This window comes from Pseudomonas sp. UFMG81, assembly GCF_015354575.1.
GTDB lineage: Bacteria > Pseudomonadota > Gammaproteobacteria > Pseudomonadales > Pseudomonadaceae > Aquipseudomonas.
Genome location: NZ_JACAFQ010000001.1, coordinates 387,307 through 401,304 on the forward strand (window position 1 = coordinate 387,307; position 13,998 = coordinate 401,304).

At 64.9% G+C, this 13,998-nt stretch carries 15 protein-coding genes and 1 pseudogene; 7 read left to right on the forward strand and 9 right to left on the reverse strand.

Annotated features, from left to right (window positions below; all coding sequences use genetic code 11):
* Positions 1-206: 206 nt before the first annotated feature.
* Positions 207-1,007 (forward strand): cytochrome c, encoded by an 801-nt coding sequence (locus IX761_RS01770; RefSeq protein WP_194787824.1) that lies wholly within the window; start codon positions 207-209, stop codon positions 1,005-1,007.
* Between the two features lie 174 nt (positions 1,008-1,181).
* Here the strand turns inward: IX761_RS01770 and IX761_RS01775 are convergent, their stop codons facing one another.
* Positions 1,182-1,514, reverse strand: a complete 333-nt coding sequence (locus IX761_RS01775) for a ribonuclease E inhibitor RraB (protein ID WP_194787825.1) — start codon at positions 1,512-1,514, stop codon at positions 1,182-1,184.
* 183 nt (positions 1,515-1,697) lie between these two features.
* Positions 1,698-1,934 (reverse strand): hypothetical protein, encoded by a 237-nt coding sequence (locus IX761_RS01780; RefSeq protein ID WP_194787826.1) that lies wholly within the window; start codon positions 1,932-1,934, stop codon positions 1,698-1,700.
* A 296-nt stretch (positions 1,935-2,230) separates the two neighbouring features.
* Here IX761_RS01780 and IX761_RS01785 point away from each other — a divergent pair, with 296 nt between their 5' ends.
* The 3 genes and pseudogenes from IX761_RS01785 to IX761_RS27050 all read left to right on the forward strand — a co-directional run bounded on the left by IX761_RS01785 (position 2,231) and on the right by IX761_RS27050 (position 3,202).
* Positions 2,231-2,524 carry a transposase gene (locus tag IX761_RS01785; protein ID WP_194787827.1) on the forward strand — a complete coding sequence of 98 codons (294 nt, stop codon included), beginning with the start codon at positions 2,231-2,233 and terminating at the stop codon, positions 2,522-2,524.
* Between the two features lie 59 nt (positions 2,525-2,583).
* Positions 2,584-2,745 (forward strand): annotated as a pseudogene (locus IX761_RS27475) (hypothetical protein); the annotation flags it as partial.
* Positions 2,746-2,776: 31 nt separating this feature from the next.
* Positions 2,777-3,202: an integrase core domain-containing protein gene (locus tag IX761_RS27050; RefSeq protein ID WP_228533145.1), complete on the forward strand. Its 426-nt coding sequence runs from the start codon at positions 2,777-2,779 to the stop codon at positions 3,200-3,202.
* Between the two features lie 210 nt (positions 3,203-3,412).
* Here the strand turns inward: IX761_RS27050 and IX761_RS01795 are convergent, their stop codons facing one another.
* The gene (locus tag IX761_RS01795) at positions 3,413-4,192 is read right to left on the reverse strand and encodes a substrate-binding periplasmic protein (protein WP_194787829.1); all 780 of its coding nucleotides are present in this window, start codon (positions 4,190-4,192) and stop codon (positions 3,413-3,415) included.
* 132 nt (positions 4,193-4,324) lie between these two features.
* Between IX761_RS01795 and dnaX the strand changes: the two genes are divergently transcribed.
* The 3 genes from dnaX (at position 4,325) to recR (ending at position 7,461) form a co-directional block, all read left to right on the forward strand.
* Positions 4,325-6,361: a DNA polymerase III subunit gamma/tau gene (gene dnaX / locus IX761_RS01800; RefSeq protein ID WP_194787830.1), complete on the forward strand. Its 2,037-nt coding sequence runs from the start codon at positions 4,325-4,327 to the stop codon at positions 6,359-6,361.
* Positions 6,362-6,434: 73 nt separating this feature from the next.
* Positions 6,435-6,770, forward strand: a complete 336-nt coding sequence (locus IX761_RS01805) for a YbaB/EbfC family nucleoid-associated protein (protein ID WP_194787831.1) — start codon at positions 6,435-6,437, stop codon at positions 6,768-6,770.
* Between the two features lie 88 nt (positions 6,771-6,858).
* Positions 6,859-7,461 (forward strand): recombination mediator RecR, encoded by a 603-nt coding sequence (recR, locus tag IX761_RS01810; RefSeq protein WP_194787832.1) that lies wholly within the window; start codon positions 6,859-6,861, stop codon positions 7,459-7,461.
* Between the two features lie 90 nt (positions 7,462-7,551).
* Here recR and IX761_RS01815 read toward each other — a convergent pair whose 3' ends face one another.
* The 6 genes from IX761_RS01815 to IX761_RS01840 all read right to left on the reverse strand — a co-directional run.
* Complete coding sequence (locus IX761_RS01815) at positions 7,552-8,100, reverse strand: adenine phosphoribosyltransferase (protein ID WP_038705708.1); 549 nt, start codon at positions 8,098-8,100, stop codon at positions 7,552-7,554.
* Between the two features lie 54 nt (positions 8,101-8,154).
* A complete protein-coding gene (fnrA, locus tag IX761_RS01820) occupies positions 8,155-8,889 on the reverse strand; it encodes a Crp/Fnr family transcriptional regulator FnrA (RefSeq protein ID WP_194787833.1) in 735 nt (244 codons plus the stop codon).
* A gap of 187 nt (positions 8,890-9,076) precedes the next feature.
* A complete protein-coding gene (gene hemN, locus IX761_RS01825; RefSeq protein ID WP_194787834.1) occupies positions 9,077-10,459 on the reverse strand; it encodes an oxygen-independent coproporphyrinogen III oxidase in 1,383 nt (460 codons plus the stop codon).
* Between the two features lie 212 nt (positions 10,460-10,671).
* Entirely contained in the window at positions 10,672-11,355 is a 684-nt protein-coding gene (locus IX761_RS01830; protein WP_194787835.1) for a sulfite exporter TauE/SafE family protein, read from the reverse strand.
* Positions 11,348-11,560: a cbb3-type cytochrome oxidase assembly protein CcoS gene (ccoS, locus tag IX761_RS01835; RefSeq protein ID WP_194787836.1), complete on the reverse strand. Its 213-nt coding sequence runs from the start codon at positions 11,558-11,560 to the stop codon at positions 11,348-11,350. The genes IX761_RS01830 and ccoS overlap by 8 nt, the downstream gene beginning before the upstream one ends.
* The coding region (locus IX761_RS01840; protein ID WP_228533146.1) for a heavy metal translocating P-type ATPase at positions 11,542-13,998 on the reverse strand (2,457 nt) is incomplete at its 5' end. The genes ccoS and IX761_RS01840, both read right to left, overlap by 19 nt.

The window sequence follows — 13,998 nt, forward strand, 5'->3', positions numbered from 1 at the left end:
AAGCCAAGGGTTATTCAGGAATAACAACAAGAAGGCGGTCCGCCATGTTCAGACAATCGAAAGTACGCCAAGCCGGGCTCATATTGTTCGCCACCACACTGCTGCTGATCCTGCCGAACCTCACTCGACTGTTCGGCTGATGACAGCTGTGGCCTTTTCCGACCACGCGCAGGTAACCTGCCGACCTCAACGGTTGGAGATGCCTCATGCGCCTGTGCCTCACCCTGCTCTGCCTGCTGTTCACGCTGCCGTTGTCAGCTGCACAGTTGACCCTGGAGCTGGGCGCTAAGCGCCAGCAGTGGCAGAGCGCACAACTGCTCGCCCACCCTCAAGCCCGTGACATCACCATCGATCAGGATGTGGCCTACAAGCGCGCCATGCATTACCGCGCGGTGCCGCTGGCGGTGTTGCTCGAAGGCATTGGCGCAGATGACCACTTGCAGGCCGTGGCCCTGGATGGCTTCGCCGCCGAGATGCCGGCCGGGCCGCTGCTGCAAGAAGGCCCGGCACAGGCCTGGCTGGCCGTCGAGGACCCCGCCCAGCCCTGGCCGCCGCTGGCGCCTGGCAAACCGAGCGCCGGGCCGTTCTACCTGGTCTGGACCGCCCCACAAGCCAGTGGCATCCGCCCCGAGCAATGGCCCTTCCAGATCGCCACGATTCGCCGTCTGGCGACGGTCGAGGCGCGCTTCCCCGCGCTGCTGCCCGACCCCGCGCTACCCGCCCAGGACCCGGTGCGCCAGGGCTTCGCCCTGTTCCAGCAGAACTGCCTGGCCTGCCATCGTCTCAACGGTGCGGGCGACGCGCAGTTCGGCCCCGACCTGAACCTGCCGCACAACCCCACCGAGTACTTCCAACCGGCGTTCCTGCGCCAGTACATCCGCGATCCGCAGAGCCTGAGGCGCTGGCCACAGGCGCGGATGCCGGGGTTCTCCAGAGAGGTGCTGAGCGAGGCGGAGCTGGATGCGCTGTTGGCGTATCTGAAGCATATGGCTGGGCGTAAACCCTGATTGACTTCTGTAGGAGCGGCCTTGTGTCGCGAGAGGGCCGCGCAGCGGCCCCGGGTCCCGGGCAACCTCAAGATCGCGGGGGCCGCTGCGCGGCCCGTTCGCGACACAAGGCCGCTCCTACACAGATTGTGTCAAGCTGCGGGCATCGACCGAGACGCAAGAGCAACCGCCTGCCTAGGCGATCGGCCGTTCCTGCTTGACGCCCCAGCCCTCGACCTCACCGCCGTAGGGCGAGACCACGCGCTCGAAGGACGCCTCGAAGGCATCGATGCCGCCGTAGGTGGCATACATGACCTTGCTCAGTTCCAGGTGCCAGGCGCCATCGTCGCGCTCACTGACCTGGGCATTGAGCGACTCGCCACGGAACTGCCCCGCCGCTCGGCGCGCCCCGGCTTCGTCGGGGAACACGGCATAGAACTCGATGGGATGGATGCGGGTGAAATCGAAACCGCCAGCTTTCATCTGGCGCAGGACACTGCTGCTGATATCGTCGTTCTGGCTGCTCATGAAACGTCCTCCTGCAAAGCAATGGATAGACTTTCCGTGCACAACGCACCTGCCTGGCCTGTGTCGGGCCGGGCATTTCGAGCTGATGCAAGACGCGAATGAAGACGACGCGGACCCGCAGATGAAGCCCGCGCCTTCAAGCAGCGTAGTGCCTGTAGGGGCACACCGCCAGAGCGGCGCCGTTCAGGGCGCCTCGTGGATGCTGGTGATGACCACGCCACTCTGTTCCTTGAGCCAGCGTGCCGTGGGGGAAATGGTGCGGTCCTGGAAGTCGTTGAGGTCCAGTTCGTCCATGACCGGGAACAGATGCGAACGAATGGCCCGTGCCGCGTCTTCCTCGCTGGGGCATTGCTCGGCCCGCAACAGCAGCGACGTCGGTTCGCCCTTCTGGTCGGCAAAGATGACTTCCCACTCTTTCATTGATCAGCCCTCGCTGGTGGCACAACGGTGAGTGATATCCGTATCTTGCTTGACCGCGGTGTTGGGCTGTTGTTCAGCGGGGATGGACCGTAGGCGCAAAAAAGGCGTGGGGGTCGAGGTCGAGCAGTTAGGGTGCGGGTATTGGTATTGAGTGAATATTCATTGGCGATGGAGACGCTCATTCATCTTTCCGCCCTTACGGCGGCCTACTTTTTCTTGGAAAAAGTAGGCATGGGCCTGTCCCCTGACAACGGACGCCAAGAAGCGATACTTACATCGTTCTCTTGGAGGTCGCCATGTACCCACGTACTCGCCGCAACTACACCGATGAGTTCAAAACGCAAGCCGTAGCTCTAGCCGAAAGCGTTGGCAGAACTGAAGCTGCACGTCAGCTTGAGATGTCCGTCAAAACGCTCGACAACTGGGTTGATGCTACGCGTAAAGGCCTGCCGCTGAGCTCTCCCGAGCGTAAAACCATCACCAAGGAAGACAGCGAACTAGCGCGGTTACGAGCCGAAATCGCTGAGCTCAAGATGGAGCGTGAAATCTTAAAAAAGGCGGCAGTGTTCTTTGCCAAAGAGTCCAGGTGAGATACGCCTTCGTCGCTACCCAACGGACTCTGTACCCGGTACGCGTGTTGTGCCGGGTGATGGCTGTCTCGGCTTCGGGTTTCTACGATTTTCTGCGTCGCCAGCCACGCCCGGATCCTGACGCGGAGATTCGCCGCGAGTTGCGTAAAGCTTACGCAGCTAGCCGAAACACGTACGGTCGCCCACGGTTGGTAGCTGCTTTGCGCCAGAGCGAGTATGCAGTGGGCCACAAGCGGGTGAGTCGATTGATGCATGAAGAGCGAATTCGAGGCCGATCCAAAGGCGGTTTCCAGCCTGTCGGATCGAATGCCAGACAGCCTGGTGGAAAGTGCCCTGCTGAATGCCTGGAACGCATGCCCGGGGCCAACAGGAGTGGTGTTCCATTCGGATCAGGGGCGTCAGTATGCGAGCAGCCGCTTCCAATCGGTACTGGCCAGGAAAGACTTCACGCAAAGCATGAGCCGAAAGGGAAACTGCTGGGACAACGCAGTGGCTGAGAGCTTCTTCGCTACGCTGAAAAGGGAAGAAGCATTCAGTGCATATCCCAGTAAACGACATGCTCAACTAGCCATCGCCAGCTATGTTCATNGTTTTTACAACAGCTGTCGGCTGCACTCCGCCCTTGGCTACCGTTCTCCGAACGAATATGCCAAGAGCTTAAGGCAGAAGGCTAAATAGCCAGCTTTTTGGCGTCCGTTGTCACGGGACAGGCCCACATTTACCTTGTCGACTCTCAACCAATCGGGAGTACCAGCATGGAGCGGTGTCCGGCAGTTGTGTCTTTGAGCATGTCCTACAAGTTGGCGCTGAATGGCCTGCAAGGCGCGGCAATCGGCTTGATCCTGATCGGTATCACCATCTTCCTCGCAGGCCGCAGGCCGGCCCTCGTCACTCCGAGGTATGCGTGAAGGCAGGGCCTTCGGTGGGCGCTACCGCACTCTCGGTATACCGCCCCACGATCCGTTCGATCTCCCCGGCCTGCTTCAGCCGCACCAAGGCCCGCAACACTGCCTGCGTCGGCAGTGACGGGTCATTGCGCACCATGCAGCCCAATGCCTGCTCCTGCAGCACCGCCAGCCCCTGCAACCGTTGCTGCACTGGCAACTGGCGGTTGAACCATTGCAGCGACAGCTGGTTGCTGACCGCGTGGCGATAACGCCCAGCCTGCAGTTTCTGCAAGGCCAGTAGCTGGTTGCGGCTGTCCTCGCGCAACAGCTGGCCGCGAGCGAACAGGGGGTCGAGGGTAGGGTAGCTGTAGCCAAGCACCGTGCCGATGGCTTGTCGCGGCAAGTTGTCGGGTGTGACAGGGCCGCTGTTGCCGGGCCGGCCGACCAGCAGGTCACGCTGTTCAAGGAGCGGGATGCTCCACAGGTAGTCGCCGGGACGGTCGGTCAGCCACTGCGTCGAGACATAGCAACGCACATCGATATCGCCATGCTCGATCGCCTCTTGCAGCCGCAGCCGGGCCATCACGTGATACTGCGGGCGCACGCCAGCCTCACGGGCGATGGCCTGCATCAGCTCGAACAGGATGCCCTCCACCGGCTGTTCCTGCTCGGTGCGCATCAAGGGCATGCTCCAGCTTTCGGCGATGGAAAAGCGCAGCACCGGCTGCTCGGCCAGGCTGCAAGTGCTGCATAACAACAGGAGGGCCAGGGCTCGGCGCATGTCCCATCCTCCTTGATCAGTCATGTCGTAGGCCCGCTACAGAGCTTAGACGAGATCGGCAGGGTGCAATTTCCCCCTCGCTCCGCTAGCATTAGCGCTCTTTCCGCCCGCTCCGGTCACGATGGTTTTTTGATGAGTTATCAGGTTCTTGCACGTAAATGGCGCCCGCGCTCGTTCCGCGAAATGGTCGGCCAGACCCATGTGCTCAAGGCTTTGATCAACGCCCTGGACAACCAGCGCCTGCACCACGCCTACCTGTTCACCGGTACCCGCGGGGTGGGCAAGACCACCATCGCCCGTATTATCGCCAAGTGCCTGAACTGCGAGACCGGCATCACCTCCACCCCGTGCGGGACGTGCTCGGTGTGTCGGGAGATCGACGAGGGTCGCTTCGTCGACCTGATCGAGATCGACGCCGCCAGCCGCACCAAGGTCGAAGATACCCGCGAACTGCTCGACAACGTGCAGTACGCCCCCAGCCGTGGGCGCTTCAAGGTCTACCTGATCGACGAAGTGCACATGCTCTCGACGCACTCGTTCAACGCCTTGCTCAAGACGCTGGAAGAGCCGCCGCCCTACGTCAAGTTCATCCTCGCCACCACCGACCCGCAAAAGCTGCCGGCGACCATCCTGTCGCGCTGCCTGCAGTTCTCGCTGAAGAACATGAGCCCGGAGCGGGTGGTCGAGCACCTGACCCACGTGCTGGGCGCCGAGAACGTTCCCTTCGAGGACGATGCCCTGTGGCTGCTGGGCCGCGCCGCCGACGGTTCGATGCGCGACGCCATGAGCCTGACCGACCAGGCCATCGCCTTTGGCGAAGGCAAGGTGCTGGCCGCCGATGTGCGGGCGATGCTCGGCACCCTCGATCACGGCCAGGTGTATGGTGTGCTGCAAGCGCTGCTCGAAGGCGATGCCAGGGCGCTGCTCGAAGCCGTGCGCGATCTGGCCGAGCAAGGCCCGGACTGGAACGGCGTGCTGTCAGAGATGCTCAACGTGCTGCACCGGGTGGCCATCGCCCAGGCGCTGCCCGAAGCGGTCGACAATGGCCAGGGCGACCGCGAGCGCGTGTTGGCGCTGGCCCAGGCACTGCCGGCCGAAGACGTGCAGTTCTACTACCAGATGGGCCTGATCGGTCGTCGCGACCTGCCCCTCGCGCCGGACCCACGTGGCGGCTTCGAGATGGTCCTGCTGCGCATGCTGGCGTTCCGCCCGGCCGATACCGATGACGCACCGAAACCTGTGCTAAAGCCGGTGGGGATCAGCCAGGCCACAGCTGATCCGGCCCAACCGGTGGCAGCAGCGGCAGTGCCTGTGAAAGCGCCCGCTGCACCTGTTGCCGTGCCGGCCCCGGCAGCGGCACCGGTCGTGGCCGAGCCTGTTGCCCAAGCACCTGCCGCGCAGCCTGAGCCGGCCCCGGCAGCCGAGCCTGAGCCGGTCGAGCCAGTGATCGACCTGCCGTGGGAAGAGCCCTCTGCGCCGCCTGTGCCGGCCTTCGAGCCGCCGCATCCCGAGCCCGCAGTGGTCGAGGCGAGCGTTGCTGCGCCTGCCGCCGGCCAACCGGACTACGATGAGCCTCCGTTCGACCCGTCCGGCTACAACCCAGTGGGGATGGAGCGCGACGACGAGCCGCCGGCGGACGAAGACTATTACGTCGCCGAAAGCGACCCGGCCGGCTTCAGCTACCTGGACGAGCTGGCCGAGCATGTACAGGAAGACGAACCGGCCAAAGCCCCTGAACCGCTGCCTGCGGCCATGCCGGCCACGGGCCTGGCCCTGCAATGGCTGGAATTATTCCCACAGTTGCCTGTCTCCGGTATGACAGGCAACATCGCCGCGAACTGTACGCTGATCGCCGCTGACGGCGACGATTGGCTGCTGCACCTGGACCCAGGCCAGGGCGCATTGTTCAACAGCACACAGCAACGCCGCCTGAACGATGCCCTCAACCAGCAACTGGGGCGTGAGATCCGCCTGAAGATCGAGCTGATCCGCCCGGAGCAGGAGACGCCAGCCCAGGCCGCCGCGCGCAAACGCGCCGAGCGTCAGAGCGACGCGGTGCTGTCGATCGAGCAGGACCCGCTCATCCAGCAGATGATCCGCCAGTTCGGCGCGACGGTACGGCAGGATACTATTGAACCTGTGGACGCCTTGGCCACCCAGGGCCAATGACCAATGAACCATGCGGCCGGTGCTAGGGTTTGTAGCCTGCGCCGCATTACATGACCCAATCGAGGAATACCCCATGATGAAAGGTGGCATGGCCGGCCTGATGAAGCAGGCCCAGCAGATGCAGGAAAAAATGCAGAAGATGCAGGAAGAGCTGGCTAACGCCGAAGTCACCGGCCAGTCCGGCGGCGGCCTGGTGAGTGTGGTGATGACCGGTCGCCATGACGTCAAGCGCGTCAGCATCGACCAGAGCCTGATGTCGACCGACGCCGACGACAAGGAAGTGCTCGAGGACCTGATCGCTGCCGCGCTCAACGACGCCGTGCGCAAGATCGAGCAGAACAGCCAGGACAAGATGGGCAACATGACGGCCGGCATGCAGCTGCCGCCAGGCTTCAAGATGCCGTTCTGATCCACTTCGCGTCATCCCGGGGGAGCAACGGCCAGGCGGTCGTTGCTCCCTTGTTCATTCTGTTTCCTGAACTGGCAGGCACGCACACATGAGTTTCAGCCCCTTGATCCGCCAACTGATCGACGCCTTGCGCATCCTGCCCGGCGTCGGCCAGAAAACCGCCCAGCGCATGGCTTTGCAACTGCTGGAGCGTGACCGCAGCGGCGGCACGCGCCTGGCCCAGGCCCTGAGCCAGGCCATGGACGGTGTCGGCCATTGCCGCCAGTGCCGCACCCTGACCGAACAGGAGCTGTGCCCACAGTGCGCCGACCCGCGCCGTGACGACACGCAGCTGTGCGTGGTGGAAGGGCCGATGGACGTGTACGCGGTGGAGCAGACCGGCTATCGCGGGCGATACTTCGTGCTCAAGGGCCACTTGTCGCCGCTCGATGGCCTGGGGCCGGATGCGATCGGCATTCCGCAGTTGATGGCGCGGATCGACGAGCAGGGCACCTTCAGTGAGGTGATCCTGGCGACCAACCCGACAGTGGAAGGGGAGGCGACCGCCCATTACATCGCCCAGCTGCTGGCCGAGAAGGGCCTGGCGGCCACGCGTATCGCCCATGGCGTGCCGCTGGGGGGCGAGCTGGAACTGGTGGATGGCGGGACGTTGGCCCACGCATTTGCTGGGCGCAGGCCGATTTCGCTTTGATTCGATAAGAACCTTTCGCCGGCAAGCCGGCTCCTACAGGTGAAGCACAATGCCTGTAGGAGCCGGCTTGCCGGCAAATGGATCTGAACGTCAATACTCGCTGAGCGAAAACTCGGTCAGGCAGAAGGTCGGTACCCCGGCCGCCTGCAACCGCCGCGAGCCTTCCAGCTCCGGCAGGTCGATGATTGCCGCCGCTTCGAACACCTGGGCGCCGGTGCGGCGCACCAGGTTGGCCGCGGCCAGCAGGGTGCCGCCGGTGGCGATCAGGTCATCGAAGATCAGCACCGAGTCACCGTCGCACAGGCTGTCGGCGTGCACTTCCAGGAAGGCCTCGCCGTACTCGGTCTGGTAACCCTCCGACAGCACGTCGGCCGGCAGCTTGCCCTGCTTGCGGAACAGAATGAGTGGTTTGTTCAGCTGGTGGGCGATGATCGAGCCGATCAGGAAGCCCCGCGCATCCATGGCGCCGATGTGGCTGAACTCAGCCTCGACATAACGCTCGATGAACTGGTCGGCGACATAGCGCAGCCCGCGCGGCGACTGGAACAGTGGGGTGATGTCGCGGAAGATCACACCCGGCTTGGGGAAGTCCACTACCGGGCGGATCAGGGCTTTGAGGTCGAACGTGTCGCTGTGCATGGGGCGGGTATCCTGGAAAAACCAAGGCGCCAGTATACCCTGATCCGGCCGTTGTCAGGCCTCGATCGCGCCGCCGGCCAGCGCGCACAGCTGGATCGGGTCGAGGATATGCACCTCCTTGCCCTCGGCCTTGATCAGGCCGTTCTGCTGGAAGCGGGTGAACACCCGGGACACGGTCTCGACCGCCAGCCCCAGGTAGTTGCCGATCTCGTTGCGCGACATGCTCAGGCGGAACTGGTTGGCCGAATAACCGCGGGCACGGAAGCGCGCGGACAGGTTGACCAGGAAGGTGGCGATGCGCTCGTCGGCGGTCTTTTTCGACAGCAGCAGCATCATCTGCTGGTCATCGCGGATTTCGCGGCTCATCACGCGCATCAGCTGGCGGCGTAGCTGGGGCAGCTGCACCGACAGCTCGTCGAGGCGCTCGAAGGGGATTTCGCAAACGGACGTGGTTTCCTGGGCCTGGGCCGATACCGGGTAGGCTTCGGTGTCCATGCCGGACAGGCCGACCAGCTCGCTGGGCAGGTGGAAGCCGGTGATCTGCTCTTCGCCAGCGTCGCTCAAGCTGAAGGTCTTGAGGGCGCCGGAGCGTACTGCGTAAACCGAGCCGAAATTGTCACCCTGGCGGAACAGGAACTCACCCTTTTTCAGCGGGCGGCCGCGCTTGACGATTTCATCCAGTGCGTCCATGTCCTCGAGGTTGAGGGACAGGGGCAGGCACAGGGGGGCCAGGCTGCAATCCTTGCAGTGGGCCTGGTTGTGTGGGCGCAGTTTTACTGGCTCGGACATTTCTTCGATCCTTGTGGGAAAGCACACATAAGCCGTAAGGGTAACCTACGGCGTAGGCTGGAGGCCAGCGTGCACTTGTTTGGTGCGTGCTGGCGACGGTCCGGAGTGAGTGTTTCCGGTACCTTTCGACTGTCCATAGTGTGCCCCTGAGGGCGAGCTGTCCATGCGGTGAAACGCCTCAATCGCCTCAGATCACCCGCGAAAAGCGCTGGTGGTTCTGCTGCGCGAGGTAGGCGTCGAACACCATGCATACCGAGCGCGCCAACAGGCGGCCGGCCGGCAGGATGCGAATGCCCTTGCTGTCGAGGCTGATCAGGCCGTCGCGCTGCATGGCCTGTAGCTGCGGCCATTGCGCATTGAAATAGCCGCGAAAATCGACGGTGAACTGCTGTTCGATCGTTTCGAAATCCAGTTCGAAATGGCAGATCAGCTGTTGGATCACCGCCCGGCGCAGCCGATCGTCCTGGTTGCACAGCAATCCGCGCTGGGTCGCCAGTTGAGCGCTGGAAAGGGTGTCCTGGTAAGTGCTCAGGTCGCTGCTGTTCTGGCAATAGAGGTCGCCGATCTGGCTGATCGCCGAGACCCCCAGGCCAATCAGGTCGCAGTGGCCATGGGTGGTGTAGCCCTGGAAGTTGCGTTGCAGGGTGCCTTCCTCCTGGGCGATGGCCAGTTCGTCGTCGGGGAGGGCGAAGTGGTCCATGCCGATGTAGCGATAGCCGGCGGCGGTCAGCTGGTCGATGGTGGCGTGCAGCATTTCCAGCTTGGTGGCGGGGGTCGGCAAGTCGCTGCTGTCGATGCGCCGCTGCGGCATGAAGCGCTCGGGCAGGTGGGCATAGTTGAACACCGACAGCCGGTCGGGTTGCAGGCGGATTACCTCTTCGACGGTGCGGGCGAAGCCCTCCGGGGTCTGCTTGGGCAACCCATAGATCAGGTCGAGGTTGATCGAGCGGAACTGCAAGGTGCGCGCCGCCTCGATCAGGGTGCGGGTCTGTTCCAGGCTCTGCAGGCGGTTGACCGCGCGCTGCACGGCCGGGTCCAGGTCCTGCACGCCCAGGCTGACCCGGTTGAAACCCAGTTCACGCAGCAGGCCCATGGTCGACCAGTCGGCTTCGCGCGGGTCGATCTCGATGCCGTAGTCGCCGGAGTCGTCGTCCAGCAGGTTGAAGTGCTGGCGCAGGGTGGCCATCAGCTGGCGCAGTTCCACATGGCTGAGGAAGGTTGGCGTGCCGCCGCCGAAATGCAGCTGCTCGACCCGTTGCTTGGGGTCGAGGTGGCAGGCGATCAGCTGGATTTCCTGCTCGAGGCGTTGCAGGTAGGGCGCGGCGCGGCCACGGTCCTTGGTGATGACCTTGTTGCAGGCGCAGTAGTAGCAGATGTTGGCGCAGAACGGCACATGCACGTACAGCGACAGCGGGCGCGTGGCACGACGGCTCTCGCGCAGGGCGTGGAGCAGGTCGAACGAGCCCACTTCGCCGTGCAGTTGCACGGCGGTCGGATAGGAGGTGTAGCGTGGCCCGGCCAGATCGTAGCGACGGATCAGGTCGGCGTCCCAGCGTAGGTCGTCGAGCATGTGGGCAGTCCCCGGATAGAGCGGCAGTGTCCGGAGTCTAGGGCTGTCATGGCGATGCCATGTTGACTTGCATCAAGGGCAGTCGGCGCGTTCAAGGATCCCTGTAGGAGCGCACCTTGTGTCGCGAAAGGGCCGCGCAGCGGCCCCGACAATTTTGCATGATGCGGAGCCCTTTCGCGACACAAGGCCGCTGCTACAGGGCGAGGGTTGTGTCAGTGCCCCATCAGCCAATGCTGGTGCGGCCCTGGCAGGGTCCACAGGCCGAACAACATCACCATCACCCCACCCGCCATGCGCACACTGCGGTTGCGCAACACGCTCCCCACGCGCTCTGCCGCCAACCCGGTGGCCAGTAACACCGGCCAGGTCCCGACACCAAACGCCAGCATCAACGCTGCACTGTGCAGCGCATCACCCTGGCTGGCGGCCCACAGCAGGGTGCTGTACACCAGCCCGCACGGCAGCCAGCCCCACAGCGCGCCGAGCAGCAGGGCGCGGGGCAGGCTGGAGACCGGCAACAGACGTGTGGCCAGCGGCTGCACATGGCGCCACAGGCCGCGCCCCAATGCCTCGATGCGGGTCAGCCCGCTCCACCAGCCGGCCAGGTACAGGCCCATGGCGATCAGCAACAAGGCCGCGATCACCCGCAGCCCGGTAGCCAGCGGGCTGCTGGCCACGGCCACGCCAGCCAGGCCCAGCAGCAGGCCGGCGGCGGCGTAGCTGAGGATGCGCCCAAGGTTGTAGGCCAGCAGCAGGCGCAGGCGCCGGTCGCGTTGCTCCGGGGGAATGGCAAGGGTGAGGGCGCCCATCAGGCCGCCGCACATGCCCAGGCAGTGGCCACCACCGAGCAAGCCAAGTACCAGGGCCGAACCCAGCAGGGGGATCAGGTCAGGCACTGGGCTTTGGGTCCTTGTCGTCGGGCTGTGCTTCGGCGTGTTTGGCCGCGGCCTGGTGGCGCGGATCCTGGTCGTCGAACAGGATGCTGTGGGCCGGGCCTTCAAGGTCGTCGTACTGGCCGCTGTCCACTGCCCAGAAGAAGATGTACACGGCAACGCCGACCAGCAGCAGGGCGGCGGGGATCATCACGTAGAGGGCGGGCATAGTGTTTTCCTTCCCAGCGACGGTGGCTCATTGGCGGCCAGCCTCGTGCCCGAGGGCAGCCGGGTCAGGCGCAGGGCGTTGAGAACCACGATCAGCGAGCTGACCGACATGCCGATTGCCGCCCACACTGGGGTGATCCAGCCGAGGGCGGCGAACGGCAGCATGAGGCCATTGTACAGGGTCGCCCAGAGCAGGTTCTCGACAATGTTGCGCCGGGTGCGGCGGGCCAGGGTGAAGGCCTGCACCAGCGCCTGCAGGTTGTTGGACAGCAGCACAGCGTCGGCACTGGTCTTGGCCAGGTCGGTGGCGCTGCCCATGGCGATGCTGATATCGGCGGCGGCCAGTACCGGCACGTCGTTGACCCCGTCTCCCAGCATTAGCACCTTGCGCCCTTTGGCTTGCAGTGTGTGCAGGCGCTCGAGCTTGTCGTCCGGGCGCAGGCCGCCGACAGCCTGGTCGATCCCCAGCTGCGCGGCCACCTCGGCGACCATCGGCGAACTATCGCCGGACAGCAGCAGGGTCTGCCAGCCGCGCGCCTTGCAGGCGGCCACCAGGTCCGCAGCGTCGTCACGCAGGCGGTCGTCCAGGCCGAACCAGGCCAGCGGGCCCTGGCGGTCGCCCAGCAGCAACCACTGGCCGCGCGGCTCGGGCACGGCGGGCACCTCTGTGCCACTGAGGGCGCAGACGAAGGTGGCCTGGCCAATGCGCAGACGCTGGCCCGCAAGGTCGCCTTCCAGGCCCAGCCCCGGCACCGCGTTAACCTGCTCGGCAGGCTGGGCGGCACGGCCGAAGGCGCGGGCGATGGGGTGCTCGGAACGGTTCTCCAGGGCGGCGGCGAGGGCCAGGCAGCGGTCCGCGTCGAGCCCCCCCAGCGGGCGAATGCTGCGCAGGGCCAGGCGCCCCTCGGTGAGCGTGCCAGTCTTGTCGAAGATCACCGTGTCGATCTGGTTCAGCCCTTCCAGCACATGGCCGCGGGTCACCAGCAGGCCGAGCTTGTGCAGGGTGCCGGTGGCCGCAGTGAGGGCGGTGGGGGTGGCCAGCGACAGGGCGCAGGGGCAGGTGGCGACCAGCATGGCCAGGACGATCCAGAACGCCCGCGGCGCATCGAGTTGCCACCACACCAGGCCGATCACCGCCGCCGCCACCAGGGTGAACAGCAGGAACCATTGCGAGGCGCGGTCGGCGATTTCCGCCAGCCGTGGTTTCTCCGACTGGGCCCGCTCCAGCAAGCGGACGATGGCCGACAGGCGCGAGTCCTGGCCCAGGGCCTGGACCTCGACAGTGAGGGTGCTCTCGACATTGAGGGTGCCACCGGTGACGTGGTCGCCCGTGCGACGCGCCAAGGGCAGGTATTCACCGGTCAGCAGCGACTCGTCGACGCTGGAGCGGCCTTCGACGATGCGCCCGTCGGCGGGGATCACCGCGCCAGGCAGCACCTGCACCCGGTCGCCGCACTTGAGTTCGCCGAGCAGGATGCGTTCGGCCTGGCCGTCGCCGCCCAGGCGCAGGCACGAGGCTGGCAGCAGGTTGACCAACTGCGCGGTGGCCGCCGCTGTACGCTCGCGGGCGCGGCGCTCCAGGTAGCGGCCGGTGAGCAGGAACAGGGCGAACATGCCCACGGTGTCGAAATACAGCTCGCCATGGCCGGTGATCGCGGTCCAGATCCCGGCGCAGTAGGCCAGCGCGATGGCCAGCGACACCGACACGTCCATGGTCAAGTGGCGAGTACGCAAGTCACGGGCAGCACCCTTGAAGAACGGCGCGCAGCTGTAGAACACGATGGGAGTGGTGAGGAACAGCGCGACCCAGCGCAGGATGGTGTGCAGCTCGGGCGACAGGTCGATGTTGAATTCCGGCCAGGTAGCCATGGTCGCCATCATCGCCTGGAACCACAGCAAGCCTGCTACGCCCAGGCGACGCAGGGCGCTGCGGTTTTCCCGGGCCAATTGTTCGGCGGCCTGGTCGGGTTGGTAGGGGTGGGCGGCGTAGCCGATCTGGCGTAGCTCGGCCAACAGTTTCGACAGCGGTAGCTGGCTGTCGGCCCAGCTGACCAGCAAACGGTGGTTGGACAGGTTCAGGCGCGCCTCGGCGACGCCGGGCAGGTTGCGCAGGTGTTTCTCGATCAGCCAGCCGCAGGCGGCGCAGCTGATGCCTTCGACCAGCAGGGTGGCTTCGGCCAGTTCACCCTCGTGGCGCACGAAGGTCTGTTGCACATCATCGCGGTCGTACAGCGCCAGTTCGTCCTGCAGTTGGCGCGGCAGTGCCTCGGGGTTGGCGCTGTTGTCGCTGCGGTGCTGGTAGTAGTGCTCCAGGCCCCCGGCGACGATGGACTCGGCTACTGCCTGGCAGCCCGGGCAGCAGAACGCCCGGGGCTCGCCGAGCACCACGGCGGTGAAGCGGCTGCCGGCGGGGACGGGCAGGGCGCAGTGGTAGCAGGG

Coding starts and splice junctions, on each gene's coding strand:
- IX761_RS01770 (WP_194787824.1), top strand. CDS start 207: ATGCGCCTGTGCCTCACCCTGCTCTGCCTGCTGTTCACGCTGCCGTTG.
- IX761_RS01775 (WP_194787825.1), bottom strand. CDS start 1,514: ATGAGCAGCCAGAACGACGATATCAGCAGCAGTGTCCTGCGCCAGATG.
- IX761_RS01780 (WP_194787826.1), bottom strand. CDS start 1,934: ATGAAAGAGTGGGAAGTCATCTTTGCCGACCAGAAGGGCGAACCGACG.
- IX761_RS01785 (WP_194787827.1), top strand. CDS start 2,231: ATGTACCCACGTACTCGCCGCAACTACACCGATGAGTTCAAAACGCAA.
- IX761_RS01795 (WP_194787829.1), bottom strand. CDS start 4,192: ATGCGCCGAGCCCTGGCCCTCCTGTTGTTATGCAGCACTTGCAGCCTG.
- dnaX (WP_194787830.1), top strand. CDS start 4,325: ATGAGTTATCAGGTTCTTGCACGTAAATGGCGCCCGCGCTCGTTCCGC.
- IX761_RS01805 (WP_194787831.1), top strand. CDS start 6,435: ATGATGAAAGGTGGCATGGCCGGCCTGATGAAGCAGGCCCAGCAGATG.
- recR (WP_194787832.1), top strand. CDS start 6,859: ATGAGTTTCAGCCCCTTGATCCGCCAACTGATCGACGCCTTGCGCATC.
- IX761_RS01815 (WP_038705708.1), bottom strand. CDS start 8,100: ATGCACAGCGACACGTTCGACCTCAAAGCCCTGATCCGCCCGGTAGTG.
- fnrA (WP_194787833.1), bottom strand. CDS start 8,889: ATGTCCGAGCCAGTAAAACTGCGCCCACACAACCAGGCCCACTGCAAG.
- hemN (WP_194787834.1), bottom strand. CDS start 10,459: ATGCTCGACGACCTACGCTGGGACGCCGACCTGATCCGTCGCTACGAT.
- ccoS (WP_194787836.1), bottom strand. CDS start 11,560: ATGCCCGCCCTCTACGTGATGATCCCCGCCGCCCTGCTGCTGGTCGGC.